General features: G+C 65.9%; 20 protein-coding genes. 11 read left to right on the top strand and 9 right to left on the bottom strand.

Translation table 11 applies throughout. The annotated features are described in order from the left end of the window. The 3 genes from ACH2CY_RS21910 to ACH2CY_RS21900 form a co-directional block, all read right to left on the bottom strand. A partial coding sequence (locus ACH2CY_RS21910) for a hypothetical protein (RefSeq protein WP_395021709.1) occupies positions 1–194 on the bottom strand: 194 nt, incomplete at its 3' end. 327 nt (positions 195–521) lie between these two features. Next, entirely contained in the window at positions 522–5,513 is a 4,992-nt protein-coding gene (locus ACH2CY_RS21905) for a beta strand repeat-containing protein (RefSeq protein WP_395021708.1), read from the bottom strand. 196 nt (positions 5,514–5,709) lie between these two features. Continuing rightward, a complete protein-coding gene (locus tag ACH2CY_RS21900; RefSeq protein WP_395021707.1) occupies positions 5,710–7,338 on the bottom strand; it encodes a GMC family oxidoreductase in 1,629 nt (542 codons plus the stop codon). Positions 7,339–7,433: 95 nt separating this feature from the next. On the opposite strand from ACH2CY_RS21900, the gene ACH2CY_RS21895 reads away from it, so the two are divergent. The 7 genes from ACH2CY_RS21895 to ACH2CY_RS21865 all read left to right on the top strand — a co-directional run bounded on the left by ACH2CY_RS21895 (position 7,434) and on the right by ACH2CY_RS21865 (position 13,972). After that, positions 7,434–8,537, top strand: coding sequence for a mandelate racemase/muconate lactonizing enzyme family protein (locus ACH2CY_RS21895; protein ID WP_395021705.1), 1,104 nt, complete (start codon positions 7,434–7,436; stop codon positions 8,535–8,537). Positions 8,538–8,634: 97 nt separating this feature from the next. After that, positions 8,635–8,970, top strand: coding sequence for a hypothetical protein (locus ACH2CY_RS21890; protein ID WP_395021704.1), 336 nt, complete (start codon positions 8,635–8,637; stop codon positions 8,968–8,970). A gap of 118 nt (positions 8,971–9,088) precedes the next feature. Next, the gene (locus tag ACH2CY_RS21885) at positions 9,089–10,660 is read left to right on the top strand and encodes a GAF domain-containing protein (protein WP_395021703.1); all 1,572 of its coding nucleotides are present in this window, start codon (positions 9,089–9,091) and stop codon (positions 10,658–10,660) included. A 36-nt stretch (positions 10,661–10,696) separates the two neighbouring features. Continuing rightward, positions 10,697–11,548 carry an amidohydrolase family protein gene (locus tag ACH2CY_RS21880; RefSeq protein ID WP_395021701.1) on the top strand — a complete coding sequence of 284 codons (852 nt, stop codon included), beginning with the start codon at positions 10,697–10,699 and terminating at the stop codon, positions 11,546–11,548. Continuing rightward, a complete protein-coding gene (locus tag ACH2CY_RS21875) occupies positions 11,545–12,720 on the top strand; it encodes an alpha-hydroxy acid oxidase (protein ID WP_395021700.1) in 1,176 nt (391 codons plus the stop codon). Before ACH2CY_RS21880 ends, ACH2CY_RS21875 begins: the two co-directional genes overlap by 4 nt. Continuing rightward, positions 12,717–13,403 (top strand): RraA family protein, encoded by a 687-nt coding sequence (locus ACH2CY_RS21870; protein WP_395021699.1) that lies wholly within the window; start codon positions 12,717–12,719, stop codon positions 13,401–13,403. Before ACH2CY_RS21875 ends, ACH2CY_RS21870 begins: the two co-directional genes overlap by 4 nt. Beyond that, positions 13,403–13,972, top strand: coding sequence for a hypothetical protein (locus ACH2CY_RS21865; RefSeq protein ID WP_395021697.1), 570 nt, complete (start codon positions 13,403–13,405; stop codon positions 13,970–13,972). The genes ACH2CY_RS21870 and ACH2CY_RS21865 overlap by 1 nt, the downstream gene beginning before the upstream one ends. On the opposite strand, the gene ACH2CY_RS21860 is transcribed toward ACH2CY_RS21865, so the two are convergent. After that, positions 13,938–14,384 carry a hypothetical protein gene (locus tag ACH2CY_RS21860; protein WP_395021696.1) on the bottom strand — a complete coding sequence of 149 codons (447 nt, stop codon included), beginning with the start codon at positions 14,382–14,384 and terminating at the stop codon, positions 13,938–13,940. The two genes, ACH2CY_RS21865 and ACH2CY_RS21860, sit on opposite strands and share 35 nt — an antisense overlap. A gap of 220 nt (positions 14,385–14,604) precedes the next feature. On the opposite strand from ACH2CY_RS21860, the gene ACH2CY_RS21855 reads away from it, so the two are divergent. From ACH2CY_RS21855 to ACH2CY_RS21840, 4 genes are all read left to right on the top strand, one after another. Next, positions 14,605–15,600 carry a substrate-binding domain-containing protein gene (locus tag ACH2CY_RS21855; protein WP_395021695.1) on the top strand — a complete coding sequence of 332 codons (996 nt, stop codon included), beginning with the start codon at positions 14,605–14,607 and terminating at the stop codon, positions 15,598–15,600. Positions 15,601–15,666: 66 nt separating this feature from the next. Next, positions 15,667–17,217 (top strand): sugar ABC transporter ATP-binding protein, encoded by a 1,551-nt coding sequence (locus tag ACH2CY_RS21850; RefSeq protein ID WP_395021694.1) that lies wholly within the window; start codon positions 15,667–15,669, stop codon positions 17,215–17,217. Continuing rightward, a complete protein-coding gene (locus ACH2CY_RS21845) occupies positions 17,214–18,266 on the top strand; it encodes an ABC transporter permease (RefSeq protein WP_395021693.1) in 1,053 nt (350 codons plus the stop codon). The genes ACH2CY_RS21850 and ACH2CY_RS21845 overlap by 4 nt, the downstream gene beginning before the upstream one ends. A 10-nt stretch (positions 18,267–18,276) precedes the next feature. After that, the gene (locus tag ACH2CY_RS21840) at positions 18,277–19,053 is read left to right on the top strand and encodes a PIG-L deacetylase family protein (protein WP_395021692.1); all 777 of its coding nucleotides are present in this window, start codon (positions 18,277–18,279) and stop codon (positions 19,051–19,053) included. A 44-nt stretch (positions 19,054–19,097) separates the two neighbouring features. Here ACH2CY_RS21840 and ACH2CY_RS21835 read toward each other — a convergent pair whose 3' ends face one another. From ACH2CY_RS21835 to ACH2CY_RS21815, 5 genes are all read right to left on the bottom strand, one after another. Beyond that, on the bottom strand, positions 19,098–19,790 hold the full coding sequence (locus tag ACH2CY_RS21835; protein WP_395021690.1) for a glutathione S-transferase family protein: 693 nt from the start codon (positions 19,788–19,790) through the stop codon (positions 19,098–19,100). Positions 19,791–19,901: 111 nt separating this feature from the next. Beyond that, positions 19,902–20,735 carry a MerR family transcriptional regulator gene (locus ACH2CY_RS21830; protein WP_395021688.1) on the bottom strand — a complete coding sequence of 278 codons (834 nt, stop codon included), beginning with the start codon at positions 20,733–20,735 and terminating at the stop codon, positions 19,902–19,904. A 71-nt stretch (positions 20,736–20,806) separates the two neighbouring features. Continuing rightward, entirely contained in the window at positions 20,807–21,409 is a 603-nt protein-coding gene (locus ACH2CY_RS21825; protein WP_395021687.1) for a hypothetical protein, read from the bottom strand. Further along, on the bottom strand, positions 21,406–22,065 hold the full coding sequence (locus ACH2CY_RS21820; protein ID WP_395021686.1) for a hypothetical protein: 660 nt from the start codon (positions 22,063–22,065) through the stop codon (positions 21,406–21,408). Before ACH2CY_RS21820 ends, ACH2CY_RS21825 begins: the two co-directional genes overlap by 4 nt. Continuing rightward, positions 22,062–22,763, bottom strand: a complete 702-nt coding sequence (locus tag ACH2CY_RS21815) for a MotA/TolQ/ExbB proton channel family protein (RefSeq protein ID WP_395021685.1) — start codon at positions 22,761–22,763, stop codon at positions 22,062–22,064. The genes ACH2CY_RS21820 and ACH2CY_RS21815 overlap by 4 nt, the downstream gene beginning before the upstream one ends. Positions 22,764–22,870 lie beyond the last annotated feature (107 nt).

Below are 22,870 nucleotides of genomic sequence, written 5' to 3'. Positions count from 1 at the left end.
TTCTCACCCGCCGGGATCGCGATCTGCTGCGGTGCGCCGGGCGCTGCCGCGGGCGCAGCCGGCTGCGCGGCGGCGTCGGCCTGCGCGACCTGGACGAAGACACTGTCCTGCTGGTCGGCGGCGAAGAAATCGTCGTTATGGGTGGAGGAGCCCTGGTCGAGCGCGCTGCTCGGGGTGTTGGTGTCGGTCGCCATTTTTGCCTCGTGTGGCGCCCCCTGCAGCGCCCCGGTGACAGCCGGATGCCCCCCCGGGCCCTTTGCCGTCCAACCAGGAAACGAGGCCTACCCCCCGAGTATTTCTCTCAATTTTTCGGATTATTTCCGAGAACTGACACCGCGATGTAAGGATGCTCGGGGATTCTCGGATATTTTCTCGAACCGCCTCTTGGCGCCAAAAAACAGAAAATCCACCTTCGCCGCGGGCTCTCCGCTGACCCTGAAAAGGGGTGGACCTCCCTCTATGGCGAGAGGGAGGTCCGAGCCGAACGGAGGGTTCTGTCAGGGGCTCTCCGCCCGGGTAAATCAAGTCACATCGAGGTTCTGCTCGATCGCCACCTTGACCGCGGGGTTGGCCACGGTCGCGTAGACGTCATAGGTGTGCGAGTCACCGGTGACCGGATCGACGAAGCTGCCGGTACCGAGCTTGCTGCCGAAACCGGTCATGATCACGTTGTCATGGTCGGCCGAGGTCGGGCCGGCGGTGTCGCCGATGACGAAGAAGTTGATCTGGTGGCCCGCCACCGTGCCGACCGTGGCCCCGCCGTTGGCGGCGATCACGTCGACGGCGCTGAGCGCCAGTGTATTCTGCTGGGCGCCGGTCCGGTCGCTGCCGTCGCCGAGATCGATCATTTCGATGCCGATGAACTTGGCGCTGTCATAGGTGATCGAGTTGCCGCCGCCCTCGACCAGGACGCGGTCGAAGCCGGCGCCGCCGGTGAACGTGTCCTTGCTGTCGTAGAGCATGGTGTCGTTGCCGGCATCGCCGAAGATCAAGTCGCTGCCGCTGCCGCCTTTCATCGTGTCGTTGCCAGGGCCGCCGTTGAACGTGTGACTCTGGCCGTCGTCGGTCTGCAGGTTGATGCCGATATACTGGCCGGTCGAGGTATCGCCGTCGCCGTCGGTGAGCTTGGTCTCGAACTTCATGTCGAGATCGGTGCCGGCCACGGTCTGCAGCACCTGCGAGCCGGAGATCGCGAAATCCTGCCCCAGGCCGTCGATCTGGATCCGATCGAAGCCGTTCGAGTCATGGACCTTGATGATATCGCCGGCCATCAACCCGTCGATGGTGACGCCGCCGTCGTTCAGGCCGCCGTTGGTGTAGTCGATGGTCAGCAAGGCGGTGACGTCGGTGGCGCCGCGCATGATGACCAGTTCGCCGGCGGTGATGGCGACCAAGGTCTGCGCCAGGAAATTCGCCTCGCTGATCGCGCCGACATTGGTCGGGTTGGTGACGTCGGCCGCGGTGATGCGAACTTTGGTCGTGCCGCCGCCCTGCACCTGCGCGATGGTGACCTGGTAGTCCTGGACCTGGTAGTGATTGGCGAAGTCGAAGGCGTTCCGGGTCGTCATATCGCCGGTGAGGTCGTTGACGAAGTCCATGCGCAGGCCTTCGCCGTTGTCGATGAACTGGTCGTTGCTGCCGAGGTCGTTCTTGGAAGCGTTGACGTCGCCGCTCAGGTCGACCGGCGTGTAGAGCAGGTCCTTGCTGCCCGCCGCACCGCCGTTGGCGCCGACCCCGAACCAGTCGGTGTTGCCGGCCTTGATCCCGGAGAGGTCGGTGAAGTCGACCCGCGCACCGTCGTCGATGTCCTTGATCAGGGTGAAGGTGTACTGGTCGGCCGCGCCGTTCAGCTTCACGGTGAAGACCGCCTCGCCGTCATCGACGCTCTTGTTGCCGTTGGCATCGACATAGCCGGTCAGCATGTCGGTGCCGAAGCCGCTCAGGAGCACGTCCTTGCCGCCCGAGGTGATCGGCGTGGTGCCGTCGGCCAATGTGGCCTTGCTGTTGTCGGTGCCGCCGCTGAAGACGATCGAGCCGTAGCCGTCGGCGCCGGTATGGCCGGCGATGTCGAGCGCGCCGGTGATGACGCCGCCCGCGGGCGAGTTGAGCAGGCTCTGGTCCTGCGGGTTGAAGGCCTGCGGCACGTCGTCGATCACATTGATCTTGATCTGGTCGGTCGCGGTGTTGCCGCCGGCGTCCTGGATCGTGATGTTGAAGACCTCGGCATCCAGCTTCGTGTTGGTGCCGGCACCCGCGACCAGCAGGTTCGAGGTCAGGGTATAGGTGAACTTGCCGTCGCTATCGACATGCAGCGTGCCGTAGGTGCCGGGATAGTCGCCGGCAACCGCGGTGACGCCGGAGCCGAGCACGAGCTGGCCGGTCTTGCTCTCGTCGTTCGAGCCCGGGTTGGAGCCGATGACGCTGCCGGCGGCGATGTCGTTGCCCTCGATGGTCTTGTCGAGCGCGGCCTCGTTGACCGTCACCGTCTTAACGTCGGTTTCGAGCCGAACGGCGCTAACGGTGATGTCCAGCGTGGTGGTGGAAACGTCGGTGTCGCCGTCCTGGATCGTGTAGACGAAGTGATCGACGCCGCTGACGTTCGGCTTGGCGACGTAGGTGTAGCTGCCGTCGGCGTTCAGCGTCAGGGTGCCGAGGCTGGTGACGATCGGCGTGCCGGGGGCACCGACCGCGGGAATGGCGGTGTTGGTGCCCGCATTGACTCCGATCACGCCGGTGCCGCCCATCTTGCCGTCGGCGCCGAACACGTCGTTGGTTTCGACATTGCTGCTGACCTGGCCGCCGGAGCTCACCGTCTTGCTGTCCGGGTTGGCGGTCGGCTCGTCATCGACCAGCTTGAACGACAGGGTGCCAGCGTTGCTGCTGCCGTCGATATCGGTGACCGTAACCGTGAAATCGATCTGGACATCGGTCGGCGAGAGCTGGTTGTCGGTCGCGGTGAAAGTATAGCTGACCACGCCGGTGCCTTCGTCGAAGCCGTTGAGAGTTAGGTCGCCGGTCCCCGGAATGGAGATGGTGACATTGGTCGTGCCGAGCGCCAGCAGATCAGCCAGCGTCAGCACGGTGCCGTCGATATCGACCGTCTCGATGCCGTCCGGCGCGGTGATCTTGAAGCTGCCGTCGATATGCTCGGAGGGATCGGAGTCATTCGTGCCGTTGCTGTCGGCGATCTCGCCGGAGCCGGCCAGCTCACCGGTCCGCTCGGGCAGGCCCTTCTCGTACACGACGGTGCCGTCGCCGCCGTAGGTCGGCATGTCCAGGTCGACGCCGGCATTGCCGATGTGGATGGTGAGGGTGGCCGTGCTGGTGTCGCCGTCCTTGTCGGTGATCGTGTAGTTGAAGACGTCGTCCACCCCGCCCTTGGTCATCGGATCGCGGGTGTAGGAGTAGCTGCCGTCCGCGTTCAGCGTGAGCTTGCCGTATTCGCCCTGCAGCGGGCTGCCGAGATCGCCGCCCTTGCCCTCGAAGGCGACCGCGGTCACCACCGCGGTGTCGCCGCCCTGGCTGTCGTTGGCCATGACATTGCCGGTCTCCGGCCCGTAGGTACCGGCCGCGACGTCGTCGCTGTCATCGCGGGCGACCGGCAGGTCGTCGTTGACGTCGATGTTGATGGTCGCCGGGACGTAGTCGCCGTCGTCGTCCAGCGCGGTCACGCCGAAGGCGAGCGCGATCGTCTCCTCGGTATTGCCGCCAACCAGGACTGCCGCATCTTCAAAGACCAGGTCGGTGCCGTGATCCAGCGGGCCATAGAGCGTGAAGGTGAACTCGCCGGTATCCTGGTCGAGCACCAGGGTGAAGATCGCCGTGTCGCCGATCACCCGAGAGAGCGCGCTGTCCTCGCCGTCGGGCCCGGGGATGCCGACGGTCAGATGATCGGGGCCGACCGAGAGCACGTAGAGGGTCTGGCCGCCGGATTTCAGCGTGCCGTCGCCATAGGGGAACACTTCGCCTTCGGCATAGGCGCTGGTGTCGAGCACGAAGGCGTGCTTGTCGGCTTCCGGCTTGTAGTCGCGCGCCGCGGGGCCGTCGGCACCGAAGGTGATGTTCACCTGGCCGGTGACGGAGGCGCCACCCGCGGTGTCGCCATTGTCGCCGGCATTGCTCTTGCCGTCGGCGCCCTTGTCGTTGGCGCCGCCCTGCAGCCAGTCCTCGTCGATCTGGCCGGAGGAGGTGCTGTCCTTGGTCGGCAGCGAATCGCCGACCATCGCGCCATCGAGGTTGTGGTAGGTCACGTTGTCGAACAACGGCACGTCGTCGGCGAAGTTGAATTCCGCGCTGCCGCTCAGGGAGGGCGGCGTCGCGACGTCGTTCCCCTCGCCTTCCTGCAGCAGGCCGTCATAGACGGTGAACTCGACGCCGATGGTCATCTCGTCGCGGCCGGCATCGCCGGTCCCGGCATCCGGATGATCCAGGCGGTTGATCATGATGGTTTCGATGGTGAAGCCGGTGGAAGTCGGCTCGACATGCACCACCGCGACCAAGGCGTCGTCGGAATCGCGGCGCACGAACATCGTGTGACCGCCATCGGCATATTGCACGTAGAGCGTGCTGCCGTTCGAAGTGAGACCGGGCGCGATGCCGTTCAGCGTCAGGTCGCCGCTTCCGCCGGTGAAGGTCGCGTCGACATCGACGGTGCGGCGGGTCTGATCGAGATATTCCTGGAAGTCGCCGTTGGTGGCGCCGGTGCCCTGGAAATCGGCCCAACCGGGGAACAGCGGGTTCTCCGGGTTCTCGACCGCGTCCTGATACTCTTCCATGAAGGTGTTGAAGGAGCCGAGATAACTGGTCTGCGCGGGGTCGCGGAAGAAGCGCTCGGAATGGCCGCCGGACAGCGGACCGACCGCGAAGCCGAAGGTGGTGCCGACGAGCAGCGGCTCGGCGAAATCGTTGCGGATGCTGTTGTCGATCAGGCCGTAGCTGAGCTCGGTCGCGTCCTGGGCGCCGACGCCGCTGAAGCCGCCGAGCCCGCCGCCGGGGCCGAATTGCGAGAACAAGGCGCCGTTGTTGTCGGCGCCCTGGGGGCCGGCCGCGGCATCACTGGGGCCGGCGGCGGTCTGGATGTCGATGGTGGGATCGGTCGAAGCCAGCATGGTGGCGACGTCGATCGGCTGCCCGTCCGAAGTTTCGACCGTGATCGGGGCCTGCTGGTTGGCGTCGACATAGCCTTGCAGGATAACGGTGACATCGCCGACCCGGATCGCGAGATTGCCGTCGCCGATCCGGCCGATGACCTCCGCCTCGCCGGTGAAGGGCGGGCTCAGGACCAGCACATCGCCCGGCTGCACCGGCACCCGCACCACATTCTCACCCGCCGGGATCGCGATCTGCTGCGGTGCGCCGGGCGCTGCCGCGGGCGCAGCCGGCTGCGCGGCGGCGTCGGCCTGCGCGACCTGGACGAAGACACTGTCCTGCTGGTCGGCGGTGAAGAAATCGTCGGTCCGGGTATCGGAGTGGGAATCGAGCGCGCCGCTCGGGGTGCTGGTGTCGTTCGCCATGGCCGCCTCGTCTGGCGCCCCCTGCGGCGCCCGGGGGACAGCCGGATGCCCCCCCGGGCCCGTTGCCGTCCAACCCGAAAACGAGGACCAGGCCTCCAGTATTTCCCTAAAATTGTCGGTTTATTGCCGATTCTCTACATATATATGTAAGTATTTCGCGCCACTTTCGGGTATTTTCAGAGACTCGGCTCCCGTCTCACCCGGCGGTGCGTTGCGCGTCCTCCATGACCAAGTCCGCGCCCTTCTCGCCGACCATAATAGAAGGTGCGTTGATGTTGCCGGAGGTGACGGTCGGGAAGATCGCGGCATCGATCACCCGCAGGCCTTCGACCCCATGCACCTTGAGCCGGGGATCGACCACCGACCGGGTCGGGTCCGGCCCCATGCCGCAGCTGCCGCAGGGGTGGAAGACCGAATAGGAGCGGGCGCGGATATCGGCGATGAAGTCCGCGTCCGATTGCGCCCCCGGGCCGGGCTTCAGCTCCGTCTCGATCAGGTCGCGCAGCGCCGGCGCGGCGGCGAGCCGGCGCAGGAACTTCGCCCCGGCCAGAAGGTCGGCGATGTCCTGCTCGGTGGTGAGGTAGTTGGGCTGGATGCGCGGCGGCGCCTTGGGATCGGCGGAGCGAATCTCCAGCACGCCCCGGCTGGTCGGTCGGCAGGGCGAGGCCGAGGTGGTGAAACCCGGGAAGGGATCGGGATGCATCAGCGGCCGGATGCCGGGCGGCGTGCGCTCATAGGTCAGCGGCGAGAAGTAGAGCTGCATGTCGGGCCTTGGCAGGTCCGGCTGGGTGCGGAAGAAGCCGCCGCCCTGGTTGACGCTGAGCGAGAGCGGGCCGCCGCGAGTCAATATATAGCGCAGGGCCGCGCGGAGCTTGCCCGAGAAGGGATAGAGGTCGTTGTTCAGGCTCGGCCGCCGGGCCCGGTAGACATGATCGTAGCAGAGATGGTCCTGGAGATTGCGCCCGACCATCGGGCTGTCCTGCACGACGTCAATGCCGTGGGATTTCAGCAAGGCGGCAGGGCCGATGCCGGAAAGCTGCAGCAGTTGCGGCGAGTTGATGGCGCCGCCGGAGAGGATCACCTCGCGGCGTGCGCGCACTTCGATCATGCGGTTGCCGTAGCGATAGACCACACCGACCGCGCGCTTGCCCTCGAACCTGATCTGCGTGGTGAGCGCGTTGGTGCGAACAACCAGATTGCGCCGCCACAAGGCCGGCCAAAGGTAGGCGCGCGCCGACGACAGGCGAAAGCCGCTGCGGGTGGTGATCTGGTAATAGCCGACGCCTTCCTGGGTCGCGCCGTTGAGATCCGGGTTATAGGCGAGTCCCGCCTCCTGCCCCGCCTTGATGAAGACGGAGGTCAGCGGATGGGCGGTCTTCGAGATTTCCGTGACATGCAAAGGACCGCCGGCGCCGTGATAGGGGCTCTCGCCCAGCGCATGATCCTCCATGCGGCGATAGAGCGGCAGCACGTCGCGCCAGCCCCAGCCGGGATTGCCGGCCTTCTCCCAGTCTTCGAAATCCTCGGCCTGGCCGCGCACATAGACCATGGCGTTGATCGAGCTCGAGCCGCCGATCACTTTCCCGCGCGGCCAATAGCTGGTGCGGGAATCCAGGCCCGGATCGGCCTCGGTCTGGTATTTCCAGTTATAACGGCCGTCATAGAAGGTCTTGCCGTAACCGATCGGCACCTGGATCCAGAAGCGATGGTCCCAGGGTCCCGCTTCCAGCAGCAGGACTTTGTGCTTGCCGCCGGCGCTCAGGCGGTTCGCCAGGACGCAGCCGGCCGAGCCTGCGCCGACGATGATGTAATCGAATGAATCCAAGATAGCCCTGAGATCGAACCGCTGCGATTGAAGCCCCGGGCCAAATGCTGCTAGACCGGCGCGGAATTCAAGTGAATTGCTGGGGTCGGGGCACCATGAAGATCAAGAAGCTGGAAACCTTCACGAACCAATCGGTCGGCTTCGTGAAAGTGACAACCGATGACGGCAGGGAGGGCTGGGGCCAGGTCTCCAATTACAATGCCGACATCACCTGCCAGATCTTCCACCGCCAGGTGGCGCGCTATGCCCTGGGCCAGGACGCCCTCGACATCGAGGCCCTGGTGACCTTGATCCCGGAGCGCGAGCATAAATTCCCCGGCTCCTACCTGATGCGCGCGATCACCGGGCTCGACACCGCGCTCTGGGACCTGCGCGGCAAACTCGAACAGAAGACTGTGTGCGAATTGCTGGGCGGCAAGCCGCGGCCCTTCCCGGTCTATGCCTCGAGCATGAAGCGCGGCGAGATCACGCCGGAAGCCGAGGCCGAACGGCTGAAGCGGCTGCAGGGCGAGTTCGGCTACAAGGCTTTCAAGTTCCGGGTCGGCAAGGAATGCGGCCACGACCAGGACGAGTGGCCGGGCCGCACCGATGCGATCGTACCCCAGGTCCGCAAGGCGCTGGGCGACAGCGCGGTCCTGCTGGTCGACGGCAACAGCGGTTACACGCCGAAAATGGCGATCGAGGTGGGCCACATGCTGCAGGACCACGGGGTCGTGCATTTCGAGGAGCCCTGTCCTTATTGGGAATACCACTGGACCAAGGAAGTGAAGGAAGCGCTCGACCTCGACGTGACCGGCGGCGAGCAGGATTGCGATCTCGCCCTCTGGCGATTCGCCATCGACATGCGCGCGGTCGACGTGGTGCAGCCCGATGTCTGCTACATCGGCGGCATCAACCGCACGATGAAGGTGGTCGCGATGGCGAAGCGGGCCGGCTTGCCGGTCACGCCGCATTCCGCCAACCTCTCGATGGTCACGGTCTTCACCTTGCACCTGATGGGCGCGATCGAGAATGCCGGGCCCTATGTCGAGTTTTCGATTGAGGGCGAGGATTACTACCCCTGGCAGGACGGCCTGTTCACGCCCGCGCTGGTCGCCAAGGACGGCAAGGTGCAGATCCCGGAGGCGCCGGGCTGGGGCGTAGAGATCAGCAAGGACTGGCTCGCGAAGGCGAGCTACCAGAAGAGCGAACTCGGCTAGGAAGCTGTCTCAGCCGAACACGTTTTCGCGACGTAGGCGTTTCGGAGGTGCGGAGGGCGAACCCTGAGGGCAAGTTGAGACTTTAGGGGTGAGCATGATGAAAACTCGATTCGCCTTATTCTCCACTGCGGTCGCGCTGGCCGGCGCCGCCTTCGGCCTGCATGCGACGGCCGCCGCGGCCCAGTCCGTTTCCGGCAGCATTTACTATGGCCCGGCACCGCAACCCGTCTATGTGCAGCCACAGGTGGTTTATGTGGAGCCTCAGCCGGTTTATGTGGTGCCTCCGGCCTACTACTACCCGCCGGCCCCCACCTATTATTATGCGCCGGCGCCGGTCTACTACCCGCAGCCCAGCACTTGGGCGCCGGGGATCAGCGCCAGCTTCGACTTTGGTGGCGGCAAGCGTGGCGGCCATCACGGGCAACGTCATTAGCGCGCCAAATTGGTCCCGCCGGGCCTAGAATCCCGGCTCGACTTCCTGGTCAGCGCCCCGAATTGGCTCTATCGTCCTAGCCTTCGTGCCGAGCCGGCACGGGTAGCGACGAAACGTGATGGCCGATTTCACCCAGGACCGAACCGACAATTTCGCCGCCGAGGCCCTGGCCCGGCGCGTGGCGGAGCAGGCGGCGCTCTACGAGTTCACCGACCGGCTGTTCCGGGCCACCACCCGGCATGAGATCTATGACGCCGCCCTGGATGCGATCATCCGGGCGCTGGGCTGCAGCCGCGCCTCGATCCTGCTGTTCGACGACGCCGGCAAGATGAGCTTCGTCGCCTGGCGCGGCTTGTCCCAGGCCTATCGCGACGCGGTGTCGGGTCATTCGCCCTGGCGGCCGGGCGACCGCAACGCGCAGCCGATCTGCATCGACCGCGCCGCGGCGGCGGACCTGCCGCCGGAACTGAAGGCGGTGCTCGGCCGCGAACGCATCGAGGCGCTGGCCTTCATCCCGCTGACGGTCGACGGCGCGGTCATCGGCAAGTTCATGACCTATTACGCGACGCCGCATCGGTTCGATCGCGGCGAGACCGAGCTCGCCGTCACGATCGCGCGGCAATTGGGATTCCGGATCGAGCGCCTGCATTCCGAAGAGAAGCGCGCCGCGGCCGAGCGCGCGCTGAAGTCCGAGCGCGAGGCCCTGAGCACGATCATCGACCGCGCGCCGGTGATGATCACGCTCTACAACCCGGAGACCGGCAGGCTGCAGCTCAATCGCCAGTACGAGCAGCTCACCGGCTGGACCACTGCATCGGCGACCCCGGACAAGCTGATGGAGCAGGCCTTTCCCGATCCGGAATACCGGGCGCAGATCGAGACCTTCATCGAGGCTTGCGGCCCGGACTGGATGGACATGACCATGCAGACCCAGAGCGGCCGCAGCATCGAGACCAGCTGGGCCAATTACCGCCTCTCCGATGGGACGCGGGTCGGCATCGGCATCGAGATCACCGACCGCAAGCGCCTCGAGGCCCGGCAGGCCCTGCTGCTCGGCGAGACCAGCCACCGCCTGCGGAACCTGTTCGCGGTCGCGAGCAGCGTCATCGACATGAGCGCGCGCAATGCGCAATCGCCGAGCGAGCTCGCCGAAGCGGTGCATGACCGGCTGAATGCGCTGACCCGCGCCCACGCGCTCAGCCATCCCGGCAAGCAGAGCCTGCCGGATGAGCCGGAGACGACGCTCCGCGCCCTGCTGGAAGCCATATTCGAACCCTATGCGGCCGATGCCGGCGCGCCCTTCACCTGGGCCGGAAGCGACCTGGTGCTGGGATCGGACGCGCTCTCGGCATTGGCGCTGCTGCTGCACGAGTTCGCGACCAATGCCGCCAAGCACGGCGCCTTGTCGCAGGCCGGCGGCCATGTCGCGATCGACAGCTTCGTCATCGACGGCGCCGAACTCGCCTTGACCTGGCGGGAGACCGGCGGGCCCTCGGTGGTGGGACCGCCGGCGACGCGCGGCTTCGGCGCCTATCTGGCCGAGCGCGTGGTCAACGGGCAGTTCGGCGGCCGCATGACCCGGGAATGGAGCGCATCCGGCCTCGCCATCCGGCTCTGGCTGCCGCTCGACCGGCTCAGTCCCAGCCTCGTTGTTGCCAGCCCCCTTGTTGAAGGGACGCCGCGGAAATAGGCTCTCACCCCAAAAGACCGCTTTGGGGGAGAGGCAATGCCTGATTTTCCGATCATCGACGCCCATGTCCACCTGACCGACGTGAAGAGCCTCGGTTATGGCTGGACCAAGAACGCGCCTTCCCTGAACCGCAGCGTGCTGCCGGCCGACCTCTTCAAGGCGGCGGCGCCGGTCCGGATCGAGAAATTCGTCTTCGTCGAGGTCGATGTCGACATGCCGCAGCATGTCGCGGAGGCCGAATGGATCGACGGGCTCGCCAAGGCCGAGCCGAAGCTCGCCGGCATGGTCGCCGCCCTGCCGCTGGAGCAGGGCAAGGTGGTCGCGGGCGACCTCGAGAAGATCGCCGGGCTGAAGGTCGCGCGCGGCATCCGGCGGCTGATCCAGAACCAGGCCGATCCCGATTTCTGCATCCAGCCGAAATTCATCGAAGGGCTGAAGCTGCTGCCGCAATACGACCTGGTGTTCGACATCTGCATCTTCCACCACCATCTGCCGAACGCGATCAAGATGGTGCAGCAATGCCCGGAGGTCCGCTTCGTGCTGGACCATATCGCCAAGCCGGCGATCAAGGCCGGAATCTCCGATCCCTGGCGCCAGCATTTGAAGGAGCTGGCGGCACTCCCCAACGTCACCTGCAAGATCTCCGGCGTCTCCACCGAGGCGGATCACCGGAACTGGACCCGCGAGCAGCTGAAGCCCTATATCGCCCATGCGATCGACACGTTCGGATTCGAGCGCTGCATGTATGGCGGCGACTGGCATGTGCTGGAACTGGCCGGCACCTATCCGCAATGGGTCGAGGTGGTGGACTGGGTGATCGAGAGCGCCACTCCGGAAGAGAAGCGCAAGCTTTACCGCGACACCGCGACCCGCGTTTACCGTCTATGAATCCGTCGGTACCGCAGTGGCGGCGGCGCGCCATCAGCGTCGCGGCGATGCGCGCGCTGGCGCGCCGGACATTGCCGCGGCCGATCTTCGACTTCGCCGACGGCGGCGCCGAGGACGAGCTGACCCTGCGAAGGAACGAGTGCGCCTTCGACGATCTCGACCTGTTGCCGCGACCCTTGAGCGGCGCCGCCACGCGCGATCTTTCGGTCGAGTTGTTCGGCAGGAAGCTGAGCCTGCCGGTGATCATCGGGCCGACCGGTTTGGGCGGGCTGTTCTGGCCGGATGGCGAGCGCGCTGCGGCGCGGGCGGCGGCGGCGGCCGGCACCGCCTATTGCCTGAGCCATGGCTCGGTCTGCACGCTCGAGCAGTTGGCGGAGACCGGTGTATCGCCGCGCTGGATGCAGGTCTTTATCTACCGCGAGCGCGATTTCACCTGGGAACTGACCGAACGCGCGGCCAAGGCGAATTACGACGCGCTGGTGCTGACCACCGACAACCAGATGCTCGGCAACCGCGAGCGGGACCTGCGCAATGGTTTCACCATCCCGCCGCGCCTGGCGCTGAACAGCCTCGCCGGCATGGCGCTGAAGGCGGAATGGCTGTGGCGCATGCGCAACGACTTGAAGCGCATCACCTTCGGCAATTACGTGCGGCCGGGCGAGAGCGCCGACATCAAGAGCCTGGCCGGCCGCATGGCGCAGCTGCTCGACCCTTCGATGAACTGGGCGGATGTGGCGGAGCTGCGCAAGGTCTGGACCAAGCCGCTCATCCTCAAGGGCATCCTGCATCCCGACGAGGCGCGCAAAGCGGTGGAACATGGCGTCGATGCGTTGATCGCCTCCAACCACGGCGGCCGGCAGCTCGACGGCGCGGCTTCCGGCCTCGACGCCCTGCCGGCGATCCTCGACGCGGTCGGCGGGCGGATCCCGGTGCTGGTCGATGGCGGCATCCGCCGCGGCGCCGATGTGGTGAAGGCGCTGGCGCTCGGTGCCAAGGCCTGCCTGATCGGCCGGCCGCAATTGTGGGGCGTCTCGGTTGCCGGCGAAGCGGGCGTCGCGCGGGTGCTGGAAATCTTCCAGCAGGAGATCGACCGCGCGATGGGACTCTGCGGCGTGACGTCCATCGGTCAGATCGACCGGAGCCTGCTGCTCAAGAAAAGGATCGGCGCATGATCAAGGACCCCCCGCTCCTCACCCTCCGCCGCGATTTCCCGCGACCGAGCGCCGCCGTGATGAAGGCCTTCGCCGGCGTGCCGACCGGTTATGTGGTCGACGCCATGGGCGGGCGCGGCGGCTTGGACTATCGCATCAAGCCGCTGGCGCCGCAGAACACACCGTTGGTCGGCGTCGCGATGACCTGCCATTGCGGACCGGCCGACAATCTGGCGCTGTTCGGCGCCATGGCGACGGCGCAGGCGGGCGACATCCTGGTCGCGGCGACCGATGCCTTCACCGCCACCTCGGTGACCGGTGACCTGCTGCTCGGCATGGCGAAGAACCGCGGCTTGCTCGGCCTGGTGACCGACGGGCTGGTGCGCGACCTGGTCGGCGTCCTGGGTGTCGGCCTGCCGGTCTATTGCGCCGGCGTCACCCCGAACTCACCGGCACGCAACGGGCCGGGCACGGTCGGGCATCCAGTGACCATGGCCGGCATGACCATCGCGCCGGGCGATATCGTGATCGGCGACAATGACGGCGTCGTCATCATCCCGCTGGCGCAGGCGGAAGCCGTGCTCGGCAAGCTGAAGGATGTGAAGGCGGCCGAAGCCGCGCTGGAAGCCAAGGTCAAGGCCGGGCTCCAGGTGCCGGATTTCGTGCAGGAGATCCTCGATTCCGACCGCGTGGTCGACGGCTGATGGCCCTGGCGACCAAGCCGCTGAAGGAGGATCTGCCGGTCATCGAGATCGGCGTCGAGCGGCTGCCGCAGCTCTTCCACACGCTGGATCCCTATCCGTTCAAGGAGCGCGACCTCGACCGCGACGTCGAGGAATACATCGTGGACTGGGCTCGCGAGCTGCCGCGCCACCAGCCGCTGAAGATCCTGGTGCACCTGCCGCAGGCGGAAGCCGAGACGCCGGCAGCCCGCGAGCTGGAAAGCGCGCTGCAGCATTACTTCGCCTATCGCGGCGAGGTGATCCGGCGCGATCTCAACGAGCTGTTCCGGATCGGGCGCCGCTCGCTGATCGTCGGACTGGCCGTGCTCGGCCTCTGTCTCGCCGCCGGCAACATTGTCGGCATGCTCGGCACGGGATACGTCGCGCGCTTCCTCGGCGAAGGCTTGATCATCCTCGGCTGGGTCGCGAACTGGCGGCCGATCGAGATCTTTCTCTATGACTGGTGGCCGGTGGTGCGGCGGCGCAATCTCTATCGCCGGCTGGCGGTCGCTGCCGTCATCTTGAAGCCGACGCCCGCGCCGCGCGCTTGACCTTCTTGCCGCGCTTGGTGTTGCGCTTCGGCTTTTCCGCACCGGCCCAATAGTCGAAGACCCGCTTCTGAAGCTTGCGGATGAACTTCACCGCTTCCGGCCCGGTCCAGAGGCCCGCATAGCCGAGGCGTTCGGCACAGCTCACCCACCAGCCGTCGCCGGGCAAGCGGTCGGATTGGCGCACCACCAGGACGGCGAACTCCGGCTCGCCGCGGGAGACCGCCATGTCATCGACCGCACCCAAGGTCTTGCAGAGCGCCCGCATCTTCGGCCGGCTGAAGGCGTAGCCCATCTGGTCCAGGAGATCGGCATAGCTGACATCGCGGCGCGCCTTCGCCGCCTCGACCAGCAGGCGGCGCACGCCGGCCGCGTCGCTGATTGGTATCGCCAGAAGGTCTCGCCCTTCTTCCATCCTTGCCTCTTAATTGAGCATGGATTTCCGTGCAATTGCCGCAGTGCGGCACAGCCTTCCGCTTGACGCGTCGGCCGAGTCCATCAAAGATGCCTCGTCCGTTCACTGCATGCACTATGCGTTTGCAAAGGGGAGAATCAGGGGCCTGGCGAACGCCTTTCCGCGCCGATTAAATCGATTCAATCAACCAAGGTCACAGACCAAACTGGGAGGAGTTTCCATGACTAAAATGTCGCGTCGCAAGTTCGGCAGCGCCCTGCGGGCCGCCGCCATCGCCGTCTCCGCGCTCTCGCTGGGCGGCATCATGGCCGGCACCATGTCGAGCGCGGCCTCGGCCGAAGACAAGCTCGTCATCCTCGGCTCGGTGCCGGGCCTGAAGTTTCCGTTCTTCGTGCACATGATGAATCAGATCAAGGCCGAAGGCGCGAAGCTCGGCGTCGAGATCGTCGAGAGCGACGGCCAGGTCAGCTCGACCAAGCAGACCGCCGACGTCGAAGCCGCGATCGCGCGCGGTGTCAACGGCATCGTCATCAGCCCGAACGAAGTCGACGCCATGGCGCCGGCCCTGCAAGAGGCGGTCGACGCCAAGATCCCGGTCGTCACCATCGACCGCTACGTCACCAAGGTTCCGGATCTGCTGGGCCATGTCGGCGCCGACAACTCCAAGGGCGGCGAGGCGCAGGCCGAGCTGATCATGAAGATGTTCCCGAACGGCGCGAAGATCATGAACCTGCAGGGCCAGCCTGGTGCGGGTCCCGCCATCGACCGCAACAAGGGCCTGCACACGATCCTCGACCAGCACAAGGACAAGTATGAGATCGTGTTCGAGCAGACCGCGGAATTCGACCGCGTGAAGGGACTGTCGGTAACGGAGGCCGCCCTGGCCAGCCTCGGCACGCCGCCGGATGTCATCGTCGCCGCTAATGACGACATGATCCTCGGCGCCATGGAAGCGGTGAAGGCGCACAACCTCAGCGGCAAGATCGCACTGATCGGCTTCGACGCCCTGCCGGAAGCGCTGGCCCGGGTGAAGGACGGCAGCTTGACCGCGACGGTCGAGCAGTTCCCCGGTCTGCAGAGCTCCAAGGCGGTGGACAAGCTGGTCGCCTTCCTGAAGGACGGCACCAAGCCGGAGCCGAAGGTCGAGCTGCTGACCCCGATCACCATCACCAAGGACAACCTCGACAAGGCCGAGCGCCTCGGCGAGGTTCAGTAAGTCCTGACGCGATCCATGCGGCGGATGGGCAACCATCCGCCGCATGTTCGCTGAAGAGTTCCCGGGATGACCGAGCCCCTGCTCCGCATGGAGCACATCACCAAGCGCTTTCCCGGCGTGCTGGCGCTGGACGACGTGTCGCTGGAAATCCTGCCCGGCGAGACCCACGGCCTGCTGGGCGAGAACGGGGCCGGCAAGTCCACGCTTCTGAAGATCCTTTCCGGCGCCTATCAGCAAGATGCCGGCACGATCACGCTGGGCGGCAAGCCGCTCGAGGCGAAGTCGCCGCTGGATGCCCAGAAAGAGGGCATCATCACGATCTACCAGGAGTTCAACCTGATCCCGACCATGACGGTCGCGGAGAACATGTTCCTGGGCCGCGAGCCCGGTGCGGGAGTCTTCGTCTCCTGGCCGCGGATGCGCGAGGAAACCGAGAAGGTGCTCGAGCATCTCGGCATCGATCTCGACCCGATGGCGCTGGTCAGCGACCTTTCCGTGGGCGAGCAGCAGATGGTGGAGATCGCGCGGGCCCTGTCTCGTGACTCCCGCATCATCGTCATGGATGAGCCGACCGCGGCCTTGACCGAGCGCGAGGTCGATCATCTCTTCCGCATCATCGCCGATTTGAAGGCGCGCGGTCTCTCGATCATCTACGTCACCCACCGCCTGCATGAGGTGGAGCAGATCTGCGACCGGGTCACCGTGCTGCGTGACGGCAAGCGGGTCGGCAGCGGCAATGTCGGCGAGCTCCGGGTCGATGACTTCGTCAAGATGATGGTCGGCCGCTCCAGCAGCCAGCTGTTCACCCGATTGGGCGCCCGGCGCGACGTCGGGCCGGTCGTCATGACGGTGAAGAACATCTCCAGGGACCGCGACCCGACCAACCCGCACGCGACCCTGCTGAAAGACGTCAGCATCGAGGTGCGCGCCGGGGAGATCCTCGGCCTCGCCGGGCTGATGGGTGCCGGGCGCACCGAATTGGCGCGCGCCATATTCGGCGCCGACCGCTTCGAGCGCGGCTCGGTCGAGATCGAGGGCCGGCGGCTCGAGATCCGCTCGCCGGTCGATGCGATCCGCAACGGCATCGGCCTAGTCCCCGAAGACCGCAAGCAGCAGGCCTTGTTCCTCGACCTCGCGATCAGCCATAACCTCGCGATCTCCAGCCTGAAGGACATCTCCTGGGGCCGCTGGTTCGTCAACGAGAAGGCGGAAGCCCAGCTGGTCGAGCGCTATCGCAAGGCGCTGGACATCCGCATGGCCTCGGCCGACCACCCGATCAGCGGCCTCAGCGGCGGCAACCAGCAGAAGGTGGTGCTGGCGCGCTGGCTGGCCCTGAAGCCCAAGGTGCTGATCGTCGATGAGCCGACCCGCGGCATCGATATCGCCGCCAAGGCCGAGGTGCACCAGCAGCTCGACCTGATGGCGCGGGCCGGGATCGCCATCATCGCGATCTCCTCCGAACTGCCGGAGGTGATGGCGATCAGCGACCGCATCGTCACCATGCGCGAGGGTCGGGTCACCGGCGGCATGCCGGGCGAGCGCGCCACCGAAGAATCGCTCATGCATCTGATGGCCATCGAGCAGGCCGCAACCCCAGTGAGCCAGGAAACCAGATGACCGACGCCGCGACGAAATCATCCGCCGAACTGCCGAGATCGCGCGCCAGCCGGATCATTCCGCTGCTCAGCCGCTACGCGCCGCTGGTCTGCCTGGTGCTGCTGGTCATCGTCTTCAGCCTGCTGACCGACGGCCGCTTCCTGAAGCCGCTCAACCTCTTCAACGTGATGCTGCAGATCTCGATCGTGGGATTGATCGCGGTCGGCATGACCTTCGTCATCCTCACCGCGGGCATCGACCTTTCGGTCGGCTCCCTGGTCGCGGTCGCCGGCCTCACCGCCGCGCTCATCGCCAAGGGCAGCGCCGCCACCTCCTTCTCGCTCGATGCCGCGGAGGCGGCCGGCTACGGCTGGTTCGCCGCGATGATGGGCGCCATCGCCGTCGGGTTGCTGGGGGGTGCCATCCAGGGCGTGTCGATCACCAAGCTCAAGGTGCCGCCCTTCGTGGTGACCCTGGGCGGTCTCTCGATCTTCCGCGGCATCGCGCTGATGATCTCCGGCTCCGGCCCGATCAGCGGCTTCGACGACGCCTATCGCTGGTGGGGCCAGGGGCGGATCGGGCTCGACTGGGCGGGCCTTCGAGTCCCGATCCCGGTCATCATCTTCCTCGGCATCGCGGCGATCGCCTTTGTGGTCCTGCGCTACACCCGCTATGGCCGGCAGGTCTATGCGGTCGGCGGCAACCGCGAGGCGGCACGCCTCGCCGGGGTCAATGTCGAGCGCGTGCTGCTCTCGGTCTACCTGATCATCGGCTTCCTCAGCGGCCTCGCCGGCTTCGTGCTCTCGGCCCGCCTCAACTCGGCCGAAGCCGTGGCCGGCATGGGCTACGAGCTCAACGTGATCGCCGCGGTGGTGATCGGCGGCACCAGCCTGTTCGGCGGCGTCGGCACGATCCTCGGCACGGTGATCGGCTCGATCCTGATCGGCGTGCTGAACAACGGGCTGGTGCTGATGAACGTCAACCCCTATGTCCAACAGATCACCATCGGCCTGATCCTGGTCGCGGTGGTCGCCTTCGACCAGTTCGCCAAGTCGCGCCGCCTGAAGTAAACTCGGCGGCGTGACCGAAGCACTTCTCGCGCGCCTCAAGGCCGGAGCGGCGACCGACGAACCGATCGCCGCGGTCGGCGCACATCCGGATGACGAGACGCTCGGCATCGGCAGCCGCTTCGCCGCGATCAAGCATCTGCGGTTGATCCAGATCACCGACGGCGCACCGCGCGACCTGATCGACGCCAGGAAGCACGGCTTCGCCGATTGGCAAGGCTATGCCGCCGCGCGGGAGGTCGAGCTCTCGAATGCCCTGGCAACACTTGGCGCCGCCGGCGCGGAGCGGCTTCGCTACGGCCTGCCGGACAAGCAGGCGCTGGACAGCCTGCCGGAGATCGTCGATCGGCTGGTTGCGGATCTCTCCGGCATGGCGGCGGTGATCACCCATCCCTTCGAGCACGGCCATCCGGACCACGACACCGCCGCGCTCGCCGTATCGCTCGCCTGCCGCAGGATGACAGCGCCACCACGGCGGTTGGAGTTCGCGAGCTATCATCTCCAGGGCGACGAGCGCGTCTTCCTGCGCTTCCGCGAAGGATCGGGACCGCCGGCGACCGAGATCGTGCTCAACCCCGCGGAACTGGCGTTGAAGCAGCAGGCCCTGGGCTGCTTCAAGACCCAGTCGGCTCTGCTCCAGCTGTTCCCGTTGGGATCGGAATGGCTGCGGCCCGCGCCCGATTACGACTTTCACAAGGCACCGGGACCGGCGCTCTATGAGCAGCTCGAGGCCATGCCCCGCGCGGCGGATTGGCGGGCGCAGGCGGGCGCGATCCTGAAACGGATGTAGCATGGTTCCCGCCGCGGCGATGCGACGGGAACCACGCCCTTCGCTCAGGCAAAAGCGAGATCGGCCTTTTTGGCGAAGGAGAGATCAAGCCCCATGCCCGCGGCCACTTTCATCTCGTTGCTGAGCGCGGTGCGGATCGACGGCCATTTCAGCAGGACGTCGAAATAGCGTTGCAGGCGCGGCCACTGCTTGCCGTCAATCGCATGGCCGAGATAGTGGAGGTTGATGAGATTCGACATCACCGCGATGTCGGCAATGCCGAAGCGGCCTTCCACCAGGAAGTCGCCGCGGACGCGGCTCTCCAGGTAGGTGATGCATTTCGGCAGCGCGGTCGCCAGTATGGCTGCGACGGCAGCCGCGTCCGTCGCCTGGTTCAGGAGCTTCGGCCGGATCACCTGCTGGAAGAAGAGGCCGTGCACGACCTCCCGGAACAGGGTCCCGTCGCCATATTCCTCGAGCCAGAGGGCATCCGCGAAGGCCTTGGCTTCGATGGGATAGAGCGGCGGATTGGGCTGCGTCTTCTCGAGATAGGCGCAGATCACCGAGGAATCGCAGAGCGTGGCATCGTCGGCCAGAGTCACTACGGGAATCTTGCCCGTCGGGCTGAGCTTGTCCCAACCCTCGGGCGGCTGGAATGGAATGACCGGTTCGTTCCGATAGGGAATGCCCTTCTCAAGCGCGGCCAGGATCACCTTGCGGGTATGCACCGAGATCGGCACGCCATGAATGGTCAGCATCGGACTCTCCTTCAATAAGCGGCGCGCAGCCGCGGGGTTTGCTCAAGACGAGCGGGATCCTGCGGCGGACGATGCTGTCCGCCGATCGGCAGTTCTGCATCGGGTGCTAACTCAGGCGGCTTTGGTCACCGGAAACTGGACCTCCATCACCATCTCCTCCTGCCCCGGCCTCTGGAACGGGAGTTCCAGGAGGACTTCGCGGCTTGGGCCGTCGATCCGGTACTGGTTGGCGGACATCCAGAGACCGAGCGCGCCATAGGCGATATGGCTTTGGTGCCCCGGACCGCGGCGCACCAGGGTGGCCAGGCTCGGCGCCGCCGGCAGCGCGCGCAGGGCGAGATCGAAGCCCGGGATATTCGGTGGCGTGACGTCGCCATGCTTCAGCGCGTAGCCGATCTCGAGATCGAGCGCCTCCTCGTCGAAATCCGAATGGGCGACGACCACGAGATTATCCTTGGCGCTTTCCGGCAGGCGCGGGCCGACCCGCTGCGCGATGGCGCCGACGGTCTGAACAACTTCCATGAAGCTCGGGAAGGTCCGGCGCAAGGCGAGGTAAGGCTGCGCCACGGCGGATTTCACGATCACCTCGTAATCCTGCATCCCGCCCTGTTCCTCAATCTGCAGCAGCCGCGATTCGATATTGCGCAGGCGCGACTGGCCCTCGCTCAGGGAGCGCTCCAGCTCCACCTTCTTCAAGGTCAGCATGCCGCGGATCTCGTCGGCGGAAACCATCCCCTTGAGGAGCTGCGCCACTTCATCCAAGGAGAGTCCGAGATCCTTCAAGGCCAGGATCCGGTTCAGGACCGCCAACTGGTCCGCGGTGTAGTAGCGGTAGCCGGTCACGGAATCGACCCGGCCGGGGCTCAGGAGACCGATGCTGTCGTAGTAGCGCAGCAAGCGGCCGGAGACCCGGGCAATCCTGGAAAACTCGCCGATTCGAAACATGGGGTTGGCCTCTTTCCGCCCTCGGAATGGGGCCACTCTCGGGCTTTACGCAGCGTCAAAGTCAAGCCGGTTTATTCGGGCAAGTCCTTGGCCGGCAGCTTCGGCTTCGGCAGCGGCGCCAGGGTCACCGATTTCGACTGGGCGCCAAGCAAGGACGGGTCGAACAACCCGCCGCCGGAGGGGTCACCGCCCGGCGGGGCCGCGGCATTGACCGGCGCGGCGCCCATCTTCTCGCCCGAGCCCTCGCCCCAGAACTGCGCGCGGCCGCCCTGGGGCCGGCCCTCGTCGATCTCCGCTTGCGCCGCCGAGACCTGGCGGGCGAGTTCGACCGAATAGGGCAACCGGAAGGCGCGCGGCTCGCCGCTCGGCAGATTGGACTCGTCCAGCTCCTCGACCCAGAGATGGATGGCGCCGGGATTGTTGCGCGACGGATTGGGCTCGATCACCCGGGTCCAGAGCACCTGGAAACGGTCCGGCACCGCGACCGGTGCCGACCAGCCGAGCAGGCGCTGGGTCGCGAAGAAGACGCCGACATAGAAGAGGCTGGCCACGACGATCGCCGCAATCTTCGCGACCCGCGGGAGCGGCAGGAAGATCATCACCACCAGCAGCAAGGTGCTCAGCAGCACATAAGCGGCCACCAGGCCGATGACGCCGGCTTCCAGGCCCATCATTGCGGCCCCGCCCCATTGGTCCAGGCCTTGCCGTCCTTGGAGGAGTTCTGGAAGGTCTGCAGGATCGAGCGCGGGATGCGATTGGTCTCGGTGACCTCGCCTTTCGCATCCAAGGTGAAGCGCACCGCCGTCTTCTCGTCGCCGCCTTGGTGGAGATCGATCGTCTCCTTGGCAACGATGGTGACCTTGGGGTTGATCTTCTGCACCATCACGGTCACCGGCACCGGCTGTCCGGTCACCGCCGCGAAATGGTAGACGTTGACCGTGTATTCGCCGGCGATGATGCCGCGGATGGTGATCAGCTCCTGCCGGGCCGAGGTCGGGACCTTCTGGCCGTTCACCACCACGAAGTCGTTCACCCCGCCGCGGTCGTCGCGGTCAAGCAGCATGAAATCGGCCTCGCGACGCCGGAACCAGACGATCTGGCCCTGCGGGTCCTGCACGAACGTGTCGATGTCATCGGGGTGGTTGTCCGGCCAGTCCACGGTGATGATGAACTCGGCCTTGCTGTCCACCTTCCCCTTGTCCTCTTGGGGCGCGATGATCAGCAGCGCGATGAAGAACAGGAAGGCCAGGATCTGCAGTGCCTTGAACAGGACGACGCTGAACGGATCGAACCCCTCGCCCTGCGGCATCAGCCCGAATTGATCGATCATTCGGCGGCAGTCCCGCCGCCTTCGAGCGCCGAGACCACGTGTACCTCGGTGAGATCGACCGCGAACGCGAAGATCTTGGCGGTGGCGCTGTCCAGCATAGAGTACTGAACTTTCAGCAGGATCGAGGCCGCGAGGCCGACCAGGGTCGTGTACATGGCGACCGCCATGCCATCGCTCATCAACGACATGGACGAGCGCACCGCTTCCCGGTTCTCCGGATCGAGGCCGCCGATCGGCGCCAGCATCATGATGAAGCCGATGATGGTGCCGAGCAGGCCGAGCTTCAGCATGGTGTCGCTGGCGAAAGCGCCGAAGGCATTCGAGCCCTTGAGGCGGTCGGCGAGGACGCGGAGCAGCAGCGTCTGGTCGACCCGCCGGCCGCGCTGGTGCGCCGCCTTGGTGATGAGGTCGCGGATATGGCCTGCGACCAGGCCGGCCCCGACCGAAGCGCCGATGCCATCGCGCGCCACCAGCTCACTGGCCTTCTGCGCGGCGGCCCCCTCGCGGGAGACGACCAGGATCCGCCAGAGGCAATGCAGGCTGCTCAGCACATAGAGCACACAGATGATCGGCGAAATGTAGGTGCGGTCGCTGTCTATCATCCTTTGGATCAATCCGAAGTACCAAAGCAGGATGACGGCGAAGAAGCTCAAGCCCGTGAAGATCAGCCAAGGGAGCAGCGGATCGCGTTCGCGCATGCGGAAACTCTTTCTCAACCGAGGACGGGAGCTTATCGACGGAGCAGGCAAAGTGCCTGGGCAGCGTACCTGATTCGCGTTGGGCATATTGCCTGAACTCTTCCGAA

The organism is Dongia sp. (genome assembly GCF_041905885.1).
In the GTDB taxonomy this organism is placed as follows: Bacteria; Pseudomonadota; Alphaproteobacteria; order Dongiales; family Dongiaceae; genus Dongia.
The sequence above is the reverse complement of the archived record's forward strand: the minus strand, read 5'-3'. Positions and strand labels throughout refer to the sequence as shown.

Excerpts from the sequence above, each read along its gene's own strand:
- ACH2CY_RS21850 (WP_395021694.1), top strand. The coding sequence starts at position 15,667 with ATGACCGAGCCCCTGCTCCGCATGGAGCACATCACCAAGCGCTTTCCC.
- ACH2CY_RS21860 (WP_395021696.1), bottom strand. The coding sequence starts at position 14,384 with ATGGAAGAAGGGCGAGACCTTCTGGCGATACCAATCAGCGACGCGGCC.
- ACH2CY_RS21890 (WP_395021704.1), top strand. The coding sequence starts at position 8,635 with ATGAAAACTCGATTCGCCTTATTCTCCACTGCGGTCGCGCTGGCCGGC.
- ACH2CY_RS21885 (WP_395021703.1), top strand. The coding sequence starts at position 9,089 with ATGGCCGATTTCACCCAGGACCGAACCGACAATTTCGCCGCCGAGGCC.
- ACH2CY_RS21895 (WP_395021705.1), top strand. The coding sequence starts at position 7,434 with ATGAAGATCAAGAAGCTGGAAACCTTCACGAACCAATCGGTCGGCTTC.
- ACH2CY_RS21855 (WP_395021695.1), top strand. The coding sequence starts at position 14,605 with ATGACTAAAATGTCGCGTCGCAAGTTCGGCAGCGCCCTGCGGGCCGCC.
- ACH2CY_RS21820 (WP_395021686.1), bottom strand. The coding sequence starts at position 22,065 with ATGATCGATCAATTCGGGCTGATGCCGCAGGGCGAGGGGTTCGATCCG.
- ACH2CY_RS21830 (WP_395021688.1), bottom strand. The coding sequence starts at position 20,735 with ATGTTTCGAATCGGCGAGTTTTCCAGGATTGCCCGGGTCTCCGGCCGC.
- ACH2CY_RS21835 (WP_395021690.1), bottom strand. The coding sequence starts at position 19,790 with ATGCTGACCATTCATGGCGTGCCGATCTCGGTGCATACCCGCAAGGTG.
- ACH2CY_RS21905 (WP_395021708.1), bottom strand. The coding sequence starts at position 5,513 with ATGGCGAACGACACCAGCACCCCGAGCGGCGCGCTCGATTCCCACTCC.
- ACH2CY_RS21875 (WP_395021700.1), top strand. The coding sequence starts at position 11,545 with ATGAATCCGTCGGTACCGCAGTGGCGGCGGCGCGCCATCAGCGTCGCG.
- ACH2CY_RS21880 (WP_395021701.1), top strand. The coding sequence starts at position 10,697 with ATGCCTGATTTTCCGATCATCGACGCCCATGTCCACCTGACCGACGTG.
- ACH2CY_RS21825 (WP_395021687.1), bottom strand. The coding sequence starts at position 21,409 with ATGATGGGCCTGGAAGCCGGCGTCATCGGCCTGGTGGCCGCTTATGTG.
- ACH2CY_RS21815 (WP_395021685.1), bottom strand. The coding sequence starts at position 22,763 with ATGCGCGAACGCGATCCGCTGCTCCCTTGGCTGATCTTCACGGGCTTG.
- ACH2CY_RS21845 (WP_395021693.1), top strand. The coding sequence starts at position 17,214 with ATGACCGACGCCGCGACGAAATCATCCGCCGAACTGCCGAGATCGCGC.
- ACH2CY_RS21865 (WP_395021697.1), top strand. The coding sequence starts at position 13,403 with ATGGCCCTGGCGACCAAGCCGCTGAAGGAGGATCTGCCGGTCATCGAG.
- ACH2CY_RS21870 (WP_395021699.1), top strand. The coding sequence starts at position 12,717 with ATGATCAAGGACCCCCCGCTCCTCACCCTCCGCCGCGATTTCCCGCGA.